Origin of the sequence: Lentzea xerophila (assembly GCF_051094245.1) — a bacterium.
GTDB lineage: Bacteria > Actinomycetota > Actinomycetes > Mycobacteriales > Pseudonocardiaceae > Lentzea > Lentzea xerophila.
The window spans coordinates 3,150,413-3,167,035 of the sequence record NZ_CP194934.1 but is presented as its reverse complement, the minus strand read 5'-3'; the positions used below and the strand labels follow the sequence as shown (position 1 = coordinate 3,167,035).

At 69.6% G+C, this 16,623-nt stretch carries 19 protein-coding genes; 10 read left to right on the top strand and 9 right to left on the bottom strand.

The features are described 5' to 3' along the window. Positions 1–4 precede the first annotated feature (4 nt). Positions 5–868 (bottom strand): NAD(P)H-binding protein, encoded by an 864-nt coding sequence (locus ACRSBM_RS15305; RefSeq protein ID WP_434444049.1) that lies wholly within the window; start codon positions 866–868, stop codon positions 5–7. An 85-nt stretch (positions 869–953) separates the two neighbouring features. Here ACRSBM_RS15305 and ACRSBM_RS15300 point away from each other — a divergent pair, with 85 nt between their 5' ends. The 4 genes from ACRSBM_RS15300 to ACRSBM_RS15285 all read left to right on the top strand — a co-directional run bounded on the left by ACRSBM_RS15300 (position 954) and on the right by ACRSBM_RS15285 (position 2,873). Further along, on the top strand, positions 954–1,685 hold the full coding sequence (locus tag ACRSBM_RS15300) for a TetR/AcrR family transcriptional regulator (protein ID WP_434444048.1): 732 nt from the start codon (positions 954–956) through the stop codon (positions 1,683–1,685). A 133-nt stretch (positions 1,686–1,818) separates the two neighbouring features. Then, positions 1,819–2,010 (top strand): hypothetical protein, encoded by a 192-nt coding sequence (locus ACRSBM_RS15295; RefSeq protein ID WP_434444047.1) that lies wholly within the window; start codon positions 1,819–1,821, stop codon positions 2,008–2,010. A gap of 6 nt (positions 2,011–2,016) precedes the next feature. Further along, positions 2,017–2,514, top strand: a complete 498-nt coding sequence (locus ACRSBM_RS15290; protein ID WP_434444046.1) for a SigE family RNA polymerase sigma factor — start codon at positions 2,017–2,019, stop codon at positions 2,512–2,514. After that, entirely contained in the window at positions 2,514–2,873 is a 360-nt protein-coding gene (locus ACRSBM_RS15285; RefSeq protein ID WP_434444045.1) for a hypothetical protein, read from the top strand. Before ACRSBM_RS15290 ends, ACRSBM_RS15285 begins: the two co-directional genes overlap by 1 nt. 17 nt (positions 2,874–2,890) lie before the next feature. Here the strand turns inward: ACRSBM_RS15285 and ACRSBM_RS15280 are convergent, their stop codons facing one another. Then, positions 2,891–3,463, bottom strand: a complete 573-nt coding sequence (locus tag ACRSBM_RS15280; RefSeq protein WP_434444044.1) for a TetR/AcrR family transcriptional regulator — start codon at positions 3,461–3,463, stop codon at positions 2,891–2,893. A gap of 95 nt (positions 3,464–3,558) precedes the next feature. Between ACRSBM_RS15280 and ACRSBM_RS15275 the strand changes: the two genes are divergently transcribed. Both ACRSBM_RS15275 and ACRSBM_RS15270 read left to right on the top strand, forming a co-directional pair. Then, entirely contained in the window at positions 3,559–4,470 is a 912-nt protein-coding gene (locus ACRSBM_RS15275; RefSeq protein WP_434444043.1) for an NmrA family NAD(P)-binding protein, read from the top strand. 29 nt (positions 4,471–4,499) lie between these two features. Further along, a complete protein-coding gene (locus ACRSBM_RS15270; protein ID WP_434444042.1) occupies positions 4,500–6,023 on the top strand; it encodes a carboxylesterase/lipase family protein in 1,524 nt (507 codons plus the stop codon). A gap of 57 nt (positions 6,024–6,080) precedes the next feature. Here the strand turns inward: ACRSBM_RS15270 and ACRSBM_RS15265 are convergent, their stop codons facing one another. Together ACRSBM_RS15265 and ACRSBM_RS15260 are read right to left on the bottom strand one after the other, a co-directional pair. Then, positions 6,081–8,018: a protein kinase domain-containing protein gene (locus ACRSBM_RS15265; protein WP_434444041.1), complete on the bottom strand. Its 1,938-nt coding sequence runs from the start codon at positions 8,016–8,018 to the stop codon at positions 6,081–6,083. A 284-nt stretch (positions 8,019–8,302) separates the two neighbouring features. Next, entirely contained in the window at positions 8,303–8,626 is a 324-nt protein-coding gene (locus tag ACRSBM_RS15260) for a LuxR C-terminal-related transcriptional regulator (protein ID WP_434444040.1), read from the bottom strand. Positions 8,627–9,277: 651 nt separating this feature from the next. Between ACRSBM_RS15260 and ACRSBM_RS15255 the strand changes: the two genes are divergently transcribed. From ACRSBM_RS15255 to ACRSBM_RS15240, 4 genes are all read left to right on the top strand, one after another. Then, a complete protein-coding gene (locus ACRSBM_RS15255; protein ID WP_434444039.1) occupies positions 9,278–9,463 on the top strand; it encodes a hypothetical protein in 186 nt (61 codons plus the stop codon). A gap of 42 nt (positions 9,464–9,505) precedes the next feature. Continuing rightward, complete coding sequence (locus ACRSBM_RS15250; RefSeq protein ID WP_434444038.1) at positions 9,506–9,934, top strand: hypothetical protein; 429 nt, start codon at positions 9,506–9,508, stop codon at positions 9,932–9,934. 458 nt (positions 9,935–10,392) lie between these two features. After that, on the top strand, positions 10,393–10,887 hold the full coding sequence (locus ACRSBM_RS15245) for a peptidase inhibitor family I36 protein (RefSeq protein WP_434444037.1): 495 nt from the start codon (positions 10,393–10,395) through the stop codon (positions 10,885–10,887). A 492-nt stretch (positions 10,888–11,379) separates the two neighbouring features. Continuing rightward, positions 11,380–11,736 carry a transposase family protein gene (locus tag ACRSBM_RS15240; protein WP_434444036.1) on the top strand — a complete coding sequence of 119 codons (357 nt, stop codon included), beginning with the start codon at positions 11,380–11,382 and terminating at the stop codon, positions 11,734–11,736. Here ACRSBM_RS15240 and ACRSBM_RS15235 read toward each other — a convergent pair. The 5 genes from ACRSBM_RS15235 to ACRSBM_RS15215 form a co-directional block, all read right to left on the bottom strand. Further along, the gene (locus tag ACRSBM_RS15235; RefSeq protein ID WP_434444035.1) at positions 11,630–12,010 is read right to left on the bottom strand and encodes an ISL3 family transposase; all 381 of its coding nucleotides are present in this window, start codon (positions 12,008–12,010) and stop codon (positions 11,630–11,632) included. The two genes, ACRSBM_RS15240 and ACRSBM_RS15235, sit on opposite strands and share 107 nt — an antisense overlap. Before the next feature lie 302 nt (positions 12,011–12,312). After that, positions 12,313–13,572 carry an IS701 family transposase gene (locus tag ACRSBM_RS15230; RefSeq protein WP_434444034.1) on the bottom strand — a complete coding sequence of 420 codons (1,260 nt, stop codon included), beginning with the start codon at positions 13,570–13,572 and terminating at the stop codon, positions 12,313–12,315. Positions 13,573–13,771: 199 nt separating this feature from the next. Continuing rightward, positions 13,772–13,975, bottom strand: coding sequence for a hypothetical protein (locus ACRSBM_RS15225; RefSeq protein ID WP_434444033.1), 204 nt, complete (start codon positions 13,973–13,975; stop codon positions 13,772–13,774). 317 nt (positions 13,976–14,292) lie between these two features. Further along, the gene (locus tag ACRSBM_RS15220) at positions 14,293–15,525 is read right to left on the bottom strand and encodes an ROK family protein (RefSeq protein ID WP_434444032.1); all 1,233 of its coding nucleotides are present in this window, start codon (positions 15,523–15,525) and stop codon (positions 14,293–14,295) included. An 89-nt stretch (positions 15,526–15,614) separates the two neighbouring features. Then, entirely contained in the window at positions 15,615–16,622 is a 1,008-nt protein-coding gene (locus ACRSBM_RS15215; protein WP_434444031.1) for a sugar phosphate isomerase/epimerase family protein, read from the bottom strand. Between the last annotated feature and the right edge of the window lies 1 nt (position 16,623).

Sequence of the window (16,623 nt, the reverse complement as noted above, 5' to 3'; positions counted from 1 at the left end):
GCCATCATCCGCGCCGCAGGTTCTCCTCGATCACGGTGCGCACCGAGATCACCGGGCGTCCCAACAGGTTTTCCAGAGCGGCGTCGGTCACCGCGAACTGACCGGCTCGTGCCGCGCGGAACATGCCGAGGGTGAACTCCGCCGCCGCTTCCGGCATGCCCTGGGCGATCACGGTCGCCTTCCACTCCTCGTCGTCCATGACGACTCGGGTGATCGTGCGTCCGGTGATCTCGCTGAGAATGCCTGCCACGTCGGAGAAGTCGAGCAAGCCGGGGGCGGTGAGCGGCGGGCTCGCACCGTCGAACAGGCCGGGCTTCGTCAAGGCCGCGACATCCGCCTCGACCAGGTCGGCGTGCGCGGTCCACGAGACCGGGCCGTCGGCCGGGAGGCGGAACTCGCCGGACTGCAGCGCCGCGGGCACATAGTGTTCCAAGGTGCTCGTGTAGAAGCCGTGACGCAGTGCGGTGTACGCGACGTTCTGCTCAGCCAGGTACTTCTCGGTTGCCGCGTGCTGCCGGGCCGGGTCGAACAACGAGCCGAACGAGGCCGCCTGATGGCTGGTGTAGAGCACCCGTGACGCGCCCGCTCGCACGGCGGCGTCGACCGCCGCCCTGCTCGCCTCGGCGGCCTGCGGACCACGGATCGCGGCCGAGACGAGGAGCACCTCGTCGGCACCTTCGAAGGCGCGGTCCAAAGTCGACGGTTCGGTGAAGTCGCCGGCCCGCACACGTACGCCGCGATCAGCGAAGGCCGCCGCCTTGTCCGGCTCACGCACGCTCACCCCGATGGTCTCGGCAGGAACGCTCTCGAGCAGCTTCTCCACGATCTGGCGACCGAGCCTGCCGGTGGCACCCGTGACGATGATCATGACTTCCTCTCCCTGAATCAACGATTCATCTCTACGCTATCACTGATCCGAATCAATGATAGCGGAACACTGATATCATCGATCCATGACGGAGTCGCCCATCGTCGAGACCCGCGCCGACGCCCGCTCCAGGATCGTCGCTGCCGCCGCCCACCTGCTCCGCACCAGCGGCGCCAAGGCGGTGACGACCCGCGCGGTCGCCCAGGAGGCGGGGATACCGGCCCCGACGATCTTCCGGCTCTTCGGGGACAAGGACGGCCTCCTGGAGGCGGTCGCGGAGCAGGTGATGGCCGACCACGTCGCCGGCAAGACCGCCAAAGCCGCCGGCGAGAACGGTGACCCGGTCGAGGACCTGCGCCTCGCGTGGCACAGCCACATCGACTTCAGCCTCGCCAACCCGGACGTGTTCCTGCTGCTCGTCGACCCGGGGCGCGCGCAGCGCTCCGCCGCCTCCACAGCCGGGACCGAGGTCCTGCGGGCTCGGGTGGCACGGCTGGCAGCGGCGGGGTTGCTGAACGTCTCGGTGGCGCGCGCGGTCGACATGATCCGGGCCGCCGGCAGCGGCGCCGTGCTCACGCTGCTGGGCCGGCCGGAGGACCAGCGCGACCCGGAGCTCACCGACGTGCTGCTGGACGCGGTGCTCGCCGAGATCCTCACCTCGGCGCCGGTGCCGGCCGCCACCGATCCCATGGCGCTCGTGGTCGCGTTCAGGGAAGCCGTCCCCCAGCTTCCCGCTCTCAGCGATGGTGAGCGAACGCTCCTGTCCGAGTGGCTCGCTCGCACGGTCGCCGAACTCCAGGACCAGCGAAGGCAGTGACGCCCGCCCTGGCTCGTCCACAAAGGACGAGCGCGCAAGATCCGGGAACACGCGGGCAACCAAACCGGTGTCCCATCGCATGAATAAGGGTGAGGGCGTCTGCTGGAGCCACTGACCCTTGGGGAGAGTCGCGGTGCGAGCGGGCCGGGTGATCGCGGTGGCGGTGTTCCTGCTCGCCCTCGCCGTTCTCGCGATTCCGGTGCTCACGCTCAGCGACGCCGAACGACCTCCGGAGCAACGTCCCACGGTGGTCCGGACGGACGACATGACGTGGCAGCGGACGCCCTCATCCGTGCCGTCGGCACAGCCACGGCCCATCGGATAGGGGACGATGCTGAGCTGGGAAACGGAGTTCGCCGAACTCTTCGACCGGTGCGCCGAGTCGATGCGGTTCACGGCCTACCTGCTGTGCGGCAACTGGCACGAGGCCGAGGACGTCATGCAGTCGGCGTTCATGAAGCTCTACCAGGCCGGGCCGAAGCTGGCCGACCGGAACGGGATCGAGGCGTACCTGCGGCAGGTCGTCGTCCGGACGTTCCTCGCCGAACGCAGACGCCTGCGCTGGCGCAGGGAGGAGCTGACCGACGCACCGCCCGAGGAACTGTTCACCGCGCCGGGCGCCGAGGACGGGCTCGTGGTGTGGGAGGCCTTGTCCACCCTGCCCGCGCGTCAACGTGCGGTGCTGGTGCTGCGCTACTGGAACGACATGAGCGTGGAGGACGTCGCCGCCACCCTCGGCTGCTCGACCGGCACGGTGAAGTCGCAGAGCAGCAAGGGACTGACGGCGCTGCGGCGCAGGCTCGGGCCTGGATCGAGGCTGGAGGTCTGATGGTGCACGAGGACGAACTCCGAGCGATCTTCTCCGCATTGCGAACGCAGGCGGCGCCACCGGGCTCCAGTTCCGCCACCGAGCTGATCAGGCGCAGCCGGGCGGCACGGTCACGACGCCGTACCGCCGCGGTGGTGGGCAGCGCCGTGGCCACGGTCGCGGTTCTGGCGCTGGGACTCGCGTTGCTGCCCGAACCGCCCAGCACTCCGGTGGAGCCTGGCCCGTCCCTGCAGCCGACCTCGACCACCAATGGTGTGCTCACCACTCCCGACGGCGTGCCCGGCTCGCACGGAACCACGACGGTCACAACCACGACGGTCACGACCACGACGGGAGCGGCGCCCCCGCCGACACGATGACCTGCGTGACGGCAGCCTCAGAGTCCCTTCGACTGGCCCGGTGACGGCAGTCGGCTCAACGCGCCGACGAGGGCCAGATCGAGCAGGCGCCGGGCTGCCGACGCGTCGCCTTCGGTGACGAGGGATACGGCCGTCACCAACGTCAGCAGGTCGCCCGCGGAGACCTCCGGCCGGACGGCGGCCACAGTCCGCGCGCGGTTCACCAGGACCGTCGTCGCGTCGCGGATCATGGCGTGACAAGCCTCGCCGACGCCGAGTGAGGCAGCCAGGCCACGGGTGTCCGCCGCGGCGGCCGTCAACTCTTCCAGCCAGCTGATGAGTCCCGTCCGAGGCTCACCATCCGCCAGCTCCTCGGCTCGTCGGCGCAGGTGGTCGAACGAGTCCTGGAAGACCTCTTCGAGCAGCGCGTGCCGGGAGGCGAAGTGCCGGTGCAGGGTCGCGGAGCCGACGCCGGCCTCGCGGGCGATCTCCTCGAGGGAGACCTCGGCGCCGTCCCGGGCGACGAGCGCCGCGGCGGTCGCGACCAGCCGTTCGTGGTTGCGCTGCCAGTCCGCGCGCTGCGACCTGTTCTTGGGGTTGACCACCCGCACGGCCTCTCACTGTGGACAAATGGTGGGGCACCCCATATTGTAGCGAACGCAAAACGGGGTGTCCCCCCCTATTTCATGGTTCGAGAGGATCTGCTGTGCCCACGCCATCTGCCGCACTGATCACCGGAGCGACCGGGAAGCAGGGCGGCGCCGTAGCCCGCGCCCTGCTCAGGTCCGGCGTTCCGGTCCGCGCCCTGGTCCGCGACCCCTCCTCGGAGCAGGCCGCCGCCCTCGCCGCCCTCGGTGCCGTTCTCGTCCGCGGCGACCTCGACGACCTCCCATCGCTCAAAGCGGCCCTGGACGGCACCCGCGCGGTGTTCTCCGTGCAGACGCCCGACCTCACCGATCCGTCCGGCGACTCCGAGGTCCGGCGCGGACACAATCTCGTCCAGGCCGCGCTCGCGGCCGGTGTCGACCACGTCCTGCACACCTCGGTCTCGGGCGCGGGGACCGTCGACCTCGACAACTTCGACGATTCCCGCTGGGGCGCGCACACGGGGCAGTACTACCGCAACAAGCGCGAGGTCGAAGATCTCGTGCGCGCCGCGGGTTTCCCGCGGTGGACGATCCTGCGCCCGGCCACCTTCATGGAGAACTTCCTCCGGCCGTCGTTCTACTTCGCCGACATGACCTCGGACCGGCTCCTCGTCGCCGTCGACCCCGACGTCCGGCTCCCCTTCGTCGCGGTCGACGACATCGGAAGGGCCGCCGCCGCGGTCTTCGCCGAGCCGGAGCGGTTCCACCGCGTCGAACTCGAACTGGCTGGTGACGTGTTGAGCTTCCGCGCGGCCGCACAAATGCTGTCGCAGGCTTTCGGGACGACCATCGAGCTTCCCGCGAGCCCGGACGACGTGCCTGCGGACGGTCCCCTGGCGGCGTTCTTCCAGGGCCAGCGGTACATGAGTGCGCATCCGGCACCTGCGCATCCCGAGTTCGCCATCGAACTGGGTGTGGCGACGACGCCCTTCCGCCGCTGGGCGATGGCCCACGGCTCGGCCGGGATCTGACCGGCTGCCCAGAGGTCGTAGGAGGAACGATGGCAATGACGCCGGCGCGTGTGCGGGTGCGTTCGGGGATCGTGGAGGGATCGGCCGACGGGGGCGTGGCGCGCTTTCTCGGCATCCCCTACGCCGCGGCTCCCTTCGGAGCACACCGAATGGCCCCACCCCAACCGGCCGAGCCGTGGGACGGGGTACGGCCCGCGCTCGACTACGGGCCGACGGCACCGAAAGAGCCGTACGCACCCCAGTTCCGGGTCCTGCTGCCGGAGATCGACATTCCGGGCGAAGACTGCCTGAACCTCAACATCTGGACCCCCGACCCCGCCGCCGAGGGCCTGCCGGTGCTGGTGTTCATCCACGGCGGCGCGTTCGTGGCGGGCTCCGGATCGGTGCACCAGTACGACGGCTCGGCGTTCGCCCGCGACGGCGTCGTCTGCGTCACCATCAACTACCGGCTGGGCGCGGAGGGCTTCCTCCTCCTCGGTGACGGCGGGGCCAACCTCGGCCTCCTCGACCAGCTCGCCGCACTCGAGTGGGTGCAGGAGAACATCGCGGCCTTCGGCGGTGACCCCGGCAGGGTCACGCTGGCCGGAGAGTCCGCGGGGGCGATGAGCGTGACCACCCTGCTCTCCCTGGAGCGCGGCCGCGGTCTCTTCGCCCAGGCCATCGCGCAAAGCGGTGGGGCACTGCACATCCTCACCGGCGAACTGGGGCGAACTGTCGGTCTGCGCCTCGCCGAGCGCCTGGCGGTGGAACCCACCCGCGCCGCCTTGCGGCAGGTCGACCCCGCGGTGCTGGCCCGCGCCGCCGACGGGGTGGTGCGCGACGTCAAGGCGATGTCCGACCCCGTCCAGTGGGGGTCCCTGGCACTGACGCTGACCCCCTTCGCCCCCACCGTCGACGGCGAGGTGCTGCCAGTCCATCCGCTGGTGGCGTACCGGTCCGGGGCAGGTTCCTCGGTACCTTTGCTGACCGGCTGGAACCGCGACGAAGGACGCTTCTTCCTCGTCGCGGACGGGTCGATCGGCGCCATCGACGACGCGACGCTGGCCGCGTCCGCCCGGAGCTACGGACTGCCGGAGAGCGGCCTCTCGTTGTATCGCCGCAACCGGCCCGGCGCCTCGGCGGGTGACGTGCTGGCGGCGGTCTTCGGTGACTGGATGTTCGCGATCCCCGCGATCCGGGTGGCCGAAGCCCGCGGGAGCGCGGCGCAGACCTGGGTCTACCGGTTCGACCACCCGCAGGACCGTTCGAACCACGGGTTCGGCCCGGCGCACGCCGCCGAGCTTCCCTACGTCTTCGACACGATCCACCAGCAGCCCACCCATGCGCTCATCGGCAACTCGCCTTCGCGCGATGTGGCCGACACCGTCCACGGCACGTGGGTGCGCTTCATCCGGGATGGCGATCCGGGCTGGCCCGTCTACCGGACGGACGAGCGGTGCGTGGGCGTGCTCGCTGAGGACCTGCGACACGAGGTCGATCCAGCGGGTGCCGAACGGCGAGCCTGGGACGGTACGCACCTGCCGTCGAGCGCGCCGGACCCCCGCGAACTGTGAAGGCAGCGGCTCGCCTGTGAAGCAACAAGGCGCCGAACCCTCAGCAACGACACGTGGCTAGGGCGCCGACAGGATCGAGACGTTCCACCACAGGTCGAGCTTGTCGAGGGTGTCGATGTCGCCCGGCGTCTTCAGCACGCCGATGGTGAGGGTGCGGCTGTCGACCCACCAGACCTGGGCGTTGCCGTCGGCGAGGAAGCACGTGGTGAACTCGCCGGCCAGCGGGCCGGAGACCTCGCGGTAGTAGAGCGCGTAGTGGATGGGGTCCGACTTGGGCCGGCACCCGCCGCGCTCGTCCATCCGCGGGATGCCCCGGCTGGTCACCAGCGCCTGGAAGTACGCGTCCTGGGCGGCGCGGTCGCCGAACAGCCGGAACTCGGCCTCGACCGGTGGCGGGAACCTGGGGTCATAGGAGTTCGGTTTGCCGCAGCGGACCGCGGCGACCGGGCCGTTGTCGGGGGTGGCGGGCACGCACAGTTCGGTGGTCCGGTAGACGGTCGGCAGGGCGGCCAGCAGCGCGTCGACCTGCGGGGACCGGGTCGTGGTGGTGACCTTGGTGGTGGCGTCCGTACTTGTCGTAGTGCTGACCGGGGTGCTGGTCGGGGTGCTGCTGGACGTGCCGGAGCCGGCCATCTTGTAACCGTTCGCGACGAACAACACCGCCGCGACGATCCCCACCACGGCCGCAAGTGCGCCGCCGACGAGAGCGACCCGCTTGCCCGGTGACGCCGCGCCGGGCTGGGTGCGGGTGGGCGGGTACGGCTGCGAATACTGGGCGGGGACGGGCTGGGGGCCGGTCGCGGTGCGCTGGAAGGCGGGCGGGGTCCCGTGCCGGGGTTCGGGTGCCGCCGGCCAGGCGGACCGCCCCTGCTGCCCCGGCCCGGCGGGCTGTGGCAGGCCGCCCGGAGGGCTCGCCAGTGGAGAGAGTCCGGCGGGCGGGGTCGCGGAGGTCGCGAGCCCAGGTTGACCGGCGGGCGGGGTCGCGGGTCGGGGCTGTCCCGAGGACGGGGTCGCCGGGATGGCGAGCCCAGGCTGGCCGGCGGGCGGGGTCACGGGGCTCGCGAGTCCGGGCTGGCCGGCCGGCGGAGGAGTCGCGGGCGTGGCATGTCCAGGCTGTCCGGGCGGTCCCGAGGGCGGGGTGGCGAGTCCGGCCGACGGAGTCGCAAGGCCGGTCGCGGAGGTGGTCAGAGCCTGGGCCGCCGCCCGCGCCAACGCGCCCGCGCTGGCGTAGCGGTCGGCGGGGTCCTTGGCCATGCCCGTCGCGATGACGTCGTCCAGCGCCGCCGGGACCGCCGGGTTCAGCGGGGAGGCCTTGGGCGGCGCTTCCTTCATGTGCGCCCAGATCTGGGCGGCGGTGCCCTCCGCGGTGAACGGGCGCCGGCCCGCCAGGCAGGCGAACAGGACGCAGGCCAGGGCGTACACGTCCGCGCGGCCGTCCACCGGGCCGCTCTCGAAGCGTTCCGGGGCCATGTAGTCGAGGGTGCCGACCACCGAGCCGGACGCCGTCAGGCCCGTCGCGGACGGCGAGACGCTGCGGGCGATGCCGAAGTCCACGAGGTACACGAAGTCGCCGGCGGTCACGAGGATGTTCGACGGCTTCACGTCGCGGTGGACGAGCCCGTCGGCGTGCGCGGCGTCCAGGGCGCTCGCCACCTGCTCGACGATGCGCACGGCCCGCGCCGGCTCGATGGTTCCCTCGCGGATGACGTCCGACAGGTCGGCGCCCTCCACCAGCCGCATGTCCAGGTAGAGCCGGTCGTCGATCTCACCGTAGGCGTGGATGGGGATGACGTGCGGCTCGCGCAGCCGTGCGACGATCCGCGCCTCACGGCGGAAGCGGGCGCGGTAGTCCTCGTCGTCGTGGTAGCCGGGCGACAGCCTCTTGAGCGCCACGAACCGGTCGTGCGCCGTGTCGTAGGCCCGGTGCACCTCGCCCATCCCGCCGCGGCCGAGCAACTGCTCGATCCGGTACGGCCCGAACGTCTCTTCCGTCATCGTCCTCGTGTCCCGAGAGCCTTGTCCGTCGGAGTCGACGCGCGCCGACCGCCGCGGGTTCCGCCCGGCCGCCCGCGTGAGCAGCCTACAAATCGGTGACCCGACACGGTCGCGGAGGACGTGGTCGCGGCTCATCCGGGCGGCCGGGTAGGCCAGGATCCGGGACCTGTTCGACAGCCGGCCGGCGCCAAGGGGATCAGCGCAGCGTCAACGGCAGGCTGATCACGCCCGCGAAGCACTCGATACGGCCGACGAGGACGAGCAGACCGCAGCGGGCCTACCGGTCACTCGCCGACGGCCTGCGGCGGAGCCACCGCGAGCCACTCCAGCTCCGCGGCGAGCACGCCGAGCTGGAACCGCGACTGCACGCCCAGCAACGACTGCAGGCGCGCGATGCGCCGGTTCAGGGTGCGCAGGCTGATGTCCAGCTCGCGGGCGATCGCGCGGTCGGTCGCGCCGGTGCGCATGAGCCGAAGCAGGTGCTGGGTCGCCGTGGTGGGCTCCTTGCCCACGGACACGCTGGGCCGATCAGCTCTGGGCCCCGGCCCCGTGACCGCGGTCAGGTGTCCGTCCGGCCGGCCGCCGAGCGACGTCACCGGCCTGGTCATCGGCTCTTCCCCACGAGCGCGCGCGTCCAACTGACGGTGTGTGGCCACCCTCGGTGTTACGCGGGTCACGGTCATGAGGCGACGGTAGGCCGGACTATTGGCGGCTGTCAATCAAAAGTCCGCACTTAGCTGTCAGATTGAACGGATCTTAAGGATGAACGTCGCCATTACTACAGAACACGAAAGCCTCCGTGCGGGTGCAGACGCCTGCACGGAGGCTTCCCATAGCCACGAGCGCGCGTGACACCCGTAGTGACGCCTTCGCTCCACCAGAGAAAGTTGCGCCACATTCGCCGTTCATCACTTGACAAGGTTGCCCGCCACGTCCAGCAGCCCCTCCGGGGTCGCCCCGTCCGGGTGGGCGTCGACCGGGCAGGTGGCGCCGAGGCCGCAGTCGCGCAGGTTCGCCAACTCAGGCGTCCAGTCCTGGTCACCCCACGGCCAGCGCCGCCGGGCGGCTCCGCCCGCCCTCCACTCCCACTCCGCCGAGATCGCCCACCCAGGACGCGGGCGATCTCGGAGGCCTCGGCATGGGTCATCCCGGTGACCGGGTGCAGCCCGCTGCCACCACCGCGCTCACCGCGCAGGTGATCGAAGTGCGCGTCCACAGCAGCGTGCCGACCTGGCCTGTATCGCGAACGCTCCGAGCGAGTGCTGTTGATCCGCCAAGACGGCGGCATGACGCAGTACGCCTTCGACGAAACCCGCCGCGCGCTGATGGCCGTCTGGGAGACCGGTGATGGGCAGTTGGCTCGCACGGTCGCGGTGTTGCCGCCAGTGCTGAACCAGGAAGCGGCGTTGCGGCTCTCGGCCAGTCTCACGACCTTGTCCCGGTGAGCGTGGCGGACCTACACCCATCCGGCGAGCGCCTCCGAGAGCGTGGAGCCGAACACCGAAGGCTGGCGTCGGCAGGGAGAGCGGGACGCGTTCGCCGAGGTGCTCGACCACGTGAGGAAGCCCCATCTGCCCGATGAGCAAGGATCCATCGTTCAGTCGTACAGGCCGGTCGAGGAAGCTGTCCACCGCGTCGGGCGAGCCCTGCACGCGTTCGGTGACCCAGCGCTCTCGGACGCTGTCGTCGCGGAGGTCCGGGAGGAGTTGGCGGCGGTCGAGCATGCGGAACTGGGCGACTTCTCAGGCCGTGCACGGCAAGCGGTTCGGATGAGTCGTGCGGATGCTTCGCCGCTGCAGGTGAACGCCGCACACGACTTTCTGCACGCGCATCCACTGTGGTCGAGCAGGCTTTTCGACGAGGTCGACCCGATCGTGCACGGCTCCCTGGTCAAACGGGAAATAGTCACGCGGTAGGTCTAGGTTGCCATTCAGGAGGTAGGAAACTATCGCTGATACAGCACTCTGCAATGCAACTCACCTCGAAGGTGGTGTCGCCGGATGGCCTTCAGCGTATTCCAGCCAGGTTATATCGCAATCACTGGTCAATGATGGCGTTGCGCCGCTCCGGCAGGTGAGCGCGCGCGGACATTGACACCTTCCGCGACCAAGTCGACTGGGCTAAAAGCTTTGGTCGCCTGGACGGTCCTGCCAGCCAACTACCCCTCCGGGCCTAGACCGCACTAATCGGTCGCGCACGATACGACACAACCGCAGGCGTGTTCGCCAAGCAAATACGCCACCCGACTGCCACGAACACACCCTGAGTTCAACGCGCGGCAGGAACGAACACGCATAACCCAGTCCTCTGCCGCAACACATCGAACACAATTTGGAAGCGAGTGGTTATAAGCGCCATCGTGTCAGGCGCATAAATGTACGCGGACGCACACTCTCCAGGCGCGCGCGGCGCAGTGTGGATACAGAACCAGCAAGGAGCAGTCATGCAGACTAAGCGAAGAATCTACAGAACTCTGGCGGTGCTGCTAGCAGCCGTTTCGGCAGCATTTGTTGCTCCCCAGTCCGCCAGCGCTCACTACAGCCAGTGTCCCGCAGGAGGATTCTGCATGTGGGAGCACAGTAACTACGAGGGCATGTTCTACAACACTTACTCGAGTGATGCTAATGTTGACGGCTTCAACGACAAGGCGACTTCTTTCTGGAATCGGTCAAATGTGTGGGTCACAGTGCATCAACATGCCAATTTCGAGAGCGATGCGTACGCGCCATGCGTGGGCTGTCCCCCCGCTGTCTATTGTGCCGTCATAGCTCCGGGGGCATCGTCGTGGAGCGTCGGAGAGTTTAACGATAAGGCCACGTCCGTCCGTAGGGACTATTACCAACAGACTTGTGTTTATAAATTCAACTGACCTGGGTTCTCCGCAATTGTTTACATGTTCGATTTGAGTAGCGGAGCGGGCGTAGCCAGTTGGCGGATAGTACGCTTTCGCTCTGACATTATGGTTATGAGATCGGATCGATGTAGTCCGCGACCCTTGAACGCAGCAAAGCTCCTGGCGGCATCGGGAATCACGATCAAGAACCGACGCCGACCAGGAGCTTTGCGCTGGCCATGCCGGCGGCCGTCGGCGATTCAACGCTCACTTAATTCCCCTGGCTTGCGCTCACGTTATTCCGGCTCTTCTGCCGCAGTTGTGGGTTGTTGATCTTCGTTTTGCCCGGGCTTCTGATCGCTGAGACGAGGCACGCCGTACCTCGTGGCTAGGGTCCTGGCCTGTCGAAGGCCAAGGCCCATAGCGTGAGGTACGGCGTGCGGAGGCCACGGTATTCCAGCGGATGTCAGGTGTCGAACAAGCGGTGATCGAGTCGGTCGAGCTGGAACGGGAGGGTGACCGGAGGCGGTGGTGGCGCGGGTGCGACCGGCGGCCCGGCGCCAGGATCGGTGCTTGCGGTGCGGCCGCCGGTGTTTCCGCTACGACAACGGGGGTGGTCGTCGCCGCTGGCTGGGGTGCGGTGCCCGGTGCACGGGGTGTTTGGTGGCCGCGACGCCATGGGTGCGGCCGGGCGCGAGGTTCACCCGCGCCGCGGAGGATCAGGCGGCGTGGCTGGCCGCGCACATGGCGGGCAGCCGGGTCGCCGAGTTGCTGCGCATCACGTGGCTGCGGTGCGTCGCCGCAGCTCCTCCAGGGCCTTGGTCGCCAAGGCCACCACGTGGAAGGCGTCCAAACACACCGTCGCCTGCGGGGCACGGTCGGTGACCACGTCGTGGATCCACTCCGCGCCGTCGGCAGTGACGTGGGTCAGTAGTGCGGCCCGGTCCGGGCCGAGCGCGCCGAAGAACTTGCCCAGTGTCTCGGCGTTGCGGCCTTCGCCGGCCCACACCAGGCGCCCGGTGTCGTGGTTGACCGCGACCAGCAAGTACCGGTGCCCTTTCCGGTAGGCGATCTCGTCGAAACCAGCCCGGCGCACCCCTCCCAGCCGGTTGGAGTGGCCAGCTACCTCGACCACCACCCGCACCACGATGGCCTGCACGCTGCGCCGGACTACGGCATCACGGGCACGGCGAGATGGCCGAGGCGATTAAGCACACCCGCAGGGCGCTGATCAGACCTCCTGGCTGTCCACACGCCGAGCAGTGGGTCGGATCGTCGACAAGAGTCAGGTGCGCGATGGTGACAGGCGGTCACCCAAGGCGCTAGTAGTGCTTTGTTAGGTGTTGCTGACCTGGGGTGTTGTTGTGGGTGTTGGGGTCTGGACGGGTTGTCGGCAGGTGTGGCAGACGCCTGTCCAGACCGCGAGTAAGGCCTGGAGTTCGCGCAGGACCGCGTAGAGCGTCAGGCCTGCGCAGGGGCTTTTGGGGTGCGGCGGAGCTGGGTGCAGATGGCTTGGGCGACGGCGGCGAGGGTGACGTGGCGGTGCCAGCCGAGCCAGGAGCGGCCTTCGAAGTGGTCCAGGCCGAGGCCGTCTTTGAGTTCGCGGTAGTCGTGCTCGATGCGCCAGCGGATCTTGGCCAGCCGCACCAGGTCCCGCAGCCGGATGTCGGCGGGCAGGGTGGAGAGCCAGTAGTCGGTGGGCTCGGGTGCGCCGGGCGGCCATTCGGCCAGCAGCCAGCACTCGGGCAGGCTCCCGTCGGCGGCGCGGGGGATGTTGCGGTTGGCCGGCCGGACTCGCAGCGTGAGGAACCGTGACCGCATGCTCGCGGTCGGATTGCCCGGTGACTTCTTGGTTCCGTGGCGCCAGACCACGAACCTGCCGGCCGATCGGCCCGCGTTCATGACCAGAGTCTTCAGGTCGACAGGTTTGTCCTGGTAGCGCGGCCCCGGCGGGCGGCCGTTGCCGGCCCAGGCCGCGGTCGTCGGCATCGCCTCGGCGGGGTGGGCGGTCGCGGCCGGGCTGACGGCCAGCACGTAGGTCAGGCCGCGTTCGGTCAGGCCGAGCCGGAACTCGGTGGCATCGCCGTAACCGGCGTCGGCCACCACCGGCCGCTGCGGCAGGCCCCAGTCGCCGGTGACCTCGTCGAGCATGTCCAGCGCGAGGCGCCACTTCTCCCGATGCCGCACCTCGTCCGGGATCACACTGCGGGCCCGGCGCGTCCGGATCTCGGCGGCCGTTGTGTCATCGGCGGTTTTCTCGTCGTCCCACGATTCCGGCAGGAACAACCGCCAGTCGATCGCGGCCGAGGCCCAGTCGGTGACCGCGTGCACGCTCACCCCGATCTGACAGTTCCCGGTCTTGCCCAGCGCGCCGCAATACATGCGTGCCACACCGGGGGAATCCTTGCCGTCCTTGGGAAAACCGGTGTCGTCGATGACCAGCGCGTCCGGGTCGACGAACTTGCCGGCCCAGGCCGCCAGGCGTCGCCGCACCTCGACGTGATCCCACGTCGAGGTGCTCACGAACTGCTGCAACTGCTGATGATCGACCCCGAGCCGCTCCGCCATCGGCTGCATCGACTTGCGCCTGCCGTCCAGCATCAACCCGCGCAGATACAGCTCACCCTTCGCCCGCTGGTCACGCCGCGCGAACCCGCCGAACATCGCCGCGGCGAAGTCCTCGATCACCGGCCGAACCCGAGCCATCTCCTCCGGAGTCACCCGGCAAGAAGATCACACACGACAGCCACCCGAACATCCCACCTAACAAAGCACTACTAGTGCGTTGACCACTTAGGTTCGCCGGGGTGGTCAGGCTGCTCGTGGGCGGCCCAGCGTTGTTGGCGTTCGCTGCGGATGCGGGCTCGTCTTTGCGTTGGGCCGCCAGGACATCGGGATGGCGTGCGTTGGCGTTGCGCCATCACAGATACGCCCGGGTCACTCGGGCGAGCACGGTGTGGTTGGGGTCGTTGGAGTTGCTCATCGTGAACGTGCGTAGCGGCCCGAACTGGGCCTCGATCGGGTTGGCCCAGGAGGCGTAGGTCGGCGTCAGGCAGAGCTCGACGGTGTTGCGTGCGGCCCATGTCCTGATTTTCGGGGTCTTGTTCGCCGAGAGGTTGTCCATGATCACGTAGATCTGGGCGCCGTCCGGTCTCGCCGCTCTGATCGACTTGAGGGCGGCGAGGCGGCGTCCCCGAGGCCGAGGCCATGATGATCGTCGCCCGCCGCACCCGGATCGACTCAGGCTTGCCACGACGAGTGATCCGCAGCAGCGTGCGGCCCTCATCCTCGGTTAGCCGCCGTGCTCTGACCGGCTCGGCCATCGACGTTCCTCACGCTCGACAACGACTTCGTCGCTGTCGAGCGTGAGATCAACACGGGTCAGGAGTCCAGCACCTCGACCGGCGTGTCACCACCCGGTGAACGTTCGTGGTCAGCGCACTAGGTGGCGTGAGAGGACAGCTGCACCTCAGCCGACGAACCGGCGGCGGCGACCTCATCCAGCCGCGCGTCCAGCACCTCCGGCGACAGCACGTGCCGCACCACCATCGCCGCCGCGCCCAGTGCCCCGGCGGTCACACCGGCGCCCGACGCGACGATGCGCAGGTTCTCCGTGGCCAGCGGGAGTGAGCGCCGGTAGATCGACTCGCGCACGCCCGCCAGCAGCATCTCGCCCGCCTCCGCCAGCAGGCCACCGATGACCACGAGCGACGGGTTGAACATGCTGACGCACCCGGCGAGCACCTCGCCGATGTCCCTGCCCGCCTGCCGAACGACCCGGCCGGCCTCGAGGTTGCCGGAACGGACCAGGTTGACCACGTCGGCCGTCGAGTGCGCGGGATGGCCCAGCTCCCGCAGTTTCGCCGCCAGGGCCGGGCCGGCGGCGACGGCCTCCAGACACTCGGTGTTGCCGCACCGGCACAGGACCTCGAGTGGCTCGCCCCGCTGGGGCACCCTGATGTGCCCGAGGTCCCCCGCCGCGCCCGCCGCGCCGCGGTGCAGCACGCCGTTGCTGATCAGCCCGGCGCCGATGCCGGTCGCCGCCTTCACCACGATCATGTGCCGCACGTCCGGGTGCGAGGCGGTGTGCTCGCCCAGCGCCATCAGGTTGACCTCGTTGTCGACCAGCACCGGCACGCCGAACTCCGCCGCGATCGCCGCCGGCACGTCGAACCCGTCCCAGCCGGGCATGATCGGCGGGTTGTTCGGGCGGCCGGTGGAGTGCTCGACCGGCCCCGGGAGTCCGATGCCCACACCGGCGACCTCCGCGGCGTCCACGGTCCGCAGCAACGAGCGCCAGGTCGTGACCAGGAGCGGCAGGATGGCCGCCGGGCCGTCCGCCACGTCGAGGTCCACCTGGTCGGCGGCCAGCAAGCGGCAGCCCAGGTCGGACACGGCGACGGTGGCGTGGGTGGCGCCCACCTCGGCCGCGAGCACGTGCTGGGCGCCGGGGTTGAACCCGAACCGGCCGGCCGGGCGTCCGCCGGTCGACTCACCGGTGCCGCTGCCCGTCACCAGCCCGGCCGCCACGAGCAGGTCCAGCCTGGCCCGCACCGTGGATCGGGCGAGGCCGGTCGCGGCCACGATCTCCGCTCGGGTGCGCGGGCTGCCGTCCATCAGCATGCGCAGCACAGCGGCCGGCGAACCCGCCTCGACACCCAAGGTGCTCTCCATCGATCAATTGTCCCATCGGCGCCGGAAGTCAGGGCGCGGTCGTCCCGCATCCGTGTCACCGCCGCCCGAAGCGGTGACACGGATGCGCGTCAGCCGCCAGAGCTGAACGCGGCGTCGAACGAGGCCGACGGCGGGTCGAAGGCGTTGCGGCGGATGAACTCCAGCGCCTCGGGCGCACCGACGAGCCGGTCCATCCCCGCGTCCTCCCACTCGACGCTGATCGGGCCGGCGTAGCCGATGGTGTTGAGCATCCGGAACGACTGCTCCCACGGCACGTCACCGCGTCCGGTCGAGACGAAGTCCCAGCCGCGCCGCGGGTCCGCCCACGCCAGGTGCGAGCCGAGGCGCCCGTTGCGGCCGTTGCCGACCTGGCGCCGGGCGTCCTTGCAGTCGACGTGGTAGATCCGGTCGCGGAAGTCCCACAGGAACCCGACCGGGTCGAGGTCCTGCCAGACGAAGTGCGACGGGTCCCAGTTGAGGCCGAACGCGGGCCGGTGCCCGATCGCCTCCAGCGCCCGGACGGTGGTCCAGTAGTCGTAGGCGATCTCCGACGGGTGAACCTCGTGCGCGAACCGCACGCCCACCTCGTCGAACACGTCCAGGATCGGGTTCCAGCGGTCAGCGAAGTCCTGGTAGCCCGCGTCGATCATCGAGGCGGGCGCCGGCGGGAACATCGCGACGGCCTTCCAGATCGACGAGCCGGTGAACCCGACGACGGTGTCGACGCCGAGCCTGGCCGCGGCCCGCGCGGTCGCCTTCATCTCCTCCGCTGCCCGCTGCCGCACCCCCTCGGGATCGCCGTCACCCCAGTTGCGGGCGGACAGGATGCCCTGGTGCCGCTCGTCGATGGGATCGTCGCAGACGGCCTGACCGGTGAGGTGGTTGGAGATCGCCCACACCTTCAGGTCGTGCTTGGCGAGGATCGCGAGCCGGTCCGCGACGTAGTCGTCGTCCTCCGCGGCCCGCCACGGGTCGAGGTGGTCGCCCCAGCAGGCGATCTCCAGGCCGTCGTAGCCCCAGCTGGAAGCCAGCCGGCAGACCTCCTCGAACGGCAGGTCGGCCCACTGCCCGGTGAACAACGTGATCGGACGTGCCATC

Bases quoted from the DNA above. Each gene is read 5' to 3' on its own strand.
- ACRSBM_RS15215 (WP_434444031.1), bottom strand. From the start codon at position 16,622: ATGGCACGTCCGATCACGTTGTTCACCGGGCAGTGGGCCGACCTGCCG.
- ACRSBM_RS15220 (WP_434444032.1), bottom strand. From the start codon at position 15,525: ATGGAGAGCACCTTGGGTGTCGAGGCGGGTTCGCCGGCCGCTGTGCTG.
- ACRSBM_RS15290 (WP_434444046.1), top strand. From the start codon at position 2,017: ATGCTGAGCTGGGAAACGGAGTTCGCCGAACTCTTCGACCGGTGCGCC.
- ACRSBM_RS15245 (WP_434444037.1), top strand. From the start codon at position 10,393: ATGTACGCGGACGCACACTCTCCAGGCGCGCGCGGCGCAGTGTGGATA.
- ACRSBM_RS15270 (WP_434444042.1), top strand. From the start codon at position 4,500: ATGGCAATGACGCCGGCGCGTGTGCGGGTGCGTTCGGGGATCGTGGAG.
- ACRSBM_RS15285 (WP_434444045.1), top strand. From the start codon at position 2,514: ATGGTGCACGAGGACGAACTCCGAGCGATCTTCTCCGCATTGCGAACG.
- ACRSBM_RS15225 (WP_434444033.1), bottom strand. From the start codon at position 13,975: ATGGACAACCTCTCGGCGAACAAGACCCCGAAAATCAGGACATGGGCC.
- ACRSBM_RS15260 (WP_434444040.1), bottom strand. From the start codon at position 8,626: ATGACCAGGCCGGTGACGTCGCTCGGCGGCCGGCCGGACGGACACCTG.
- ACRSBM_RS15300 (WP_434444048.1), top strand. From the start codon at position 954: ATGACGGAGTCGCCCATCGTCGAGACCCGCGCCGACGCCCGCTCCAGG.
- ACRSBM_RS15305 (WP_434444049.1), bottom strand. From the start codon at position 868: ATGATCATCGTCACGGGTGCCACCGGCAGGCTCGGTCGCCAGATCGTG.
- ACRSBM_RS15265 (WP_434444041.1), bottom strand. From the start codon at position 8,018: ATGACGGAAGAGACGTTCGGGCCGTACCGGATCGAGCAGTTGCTCGGC.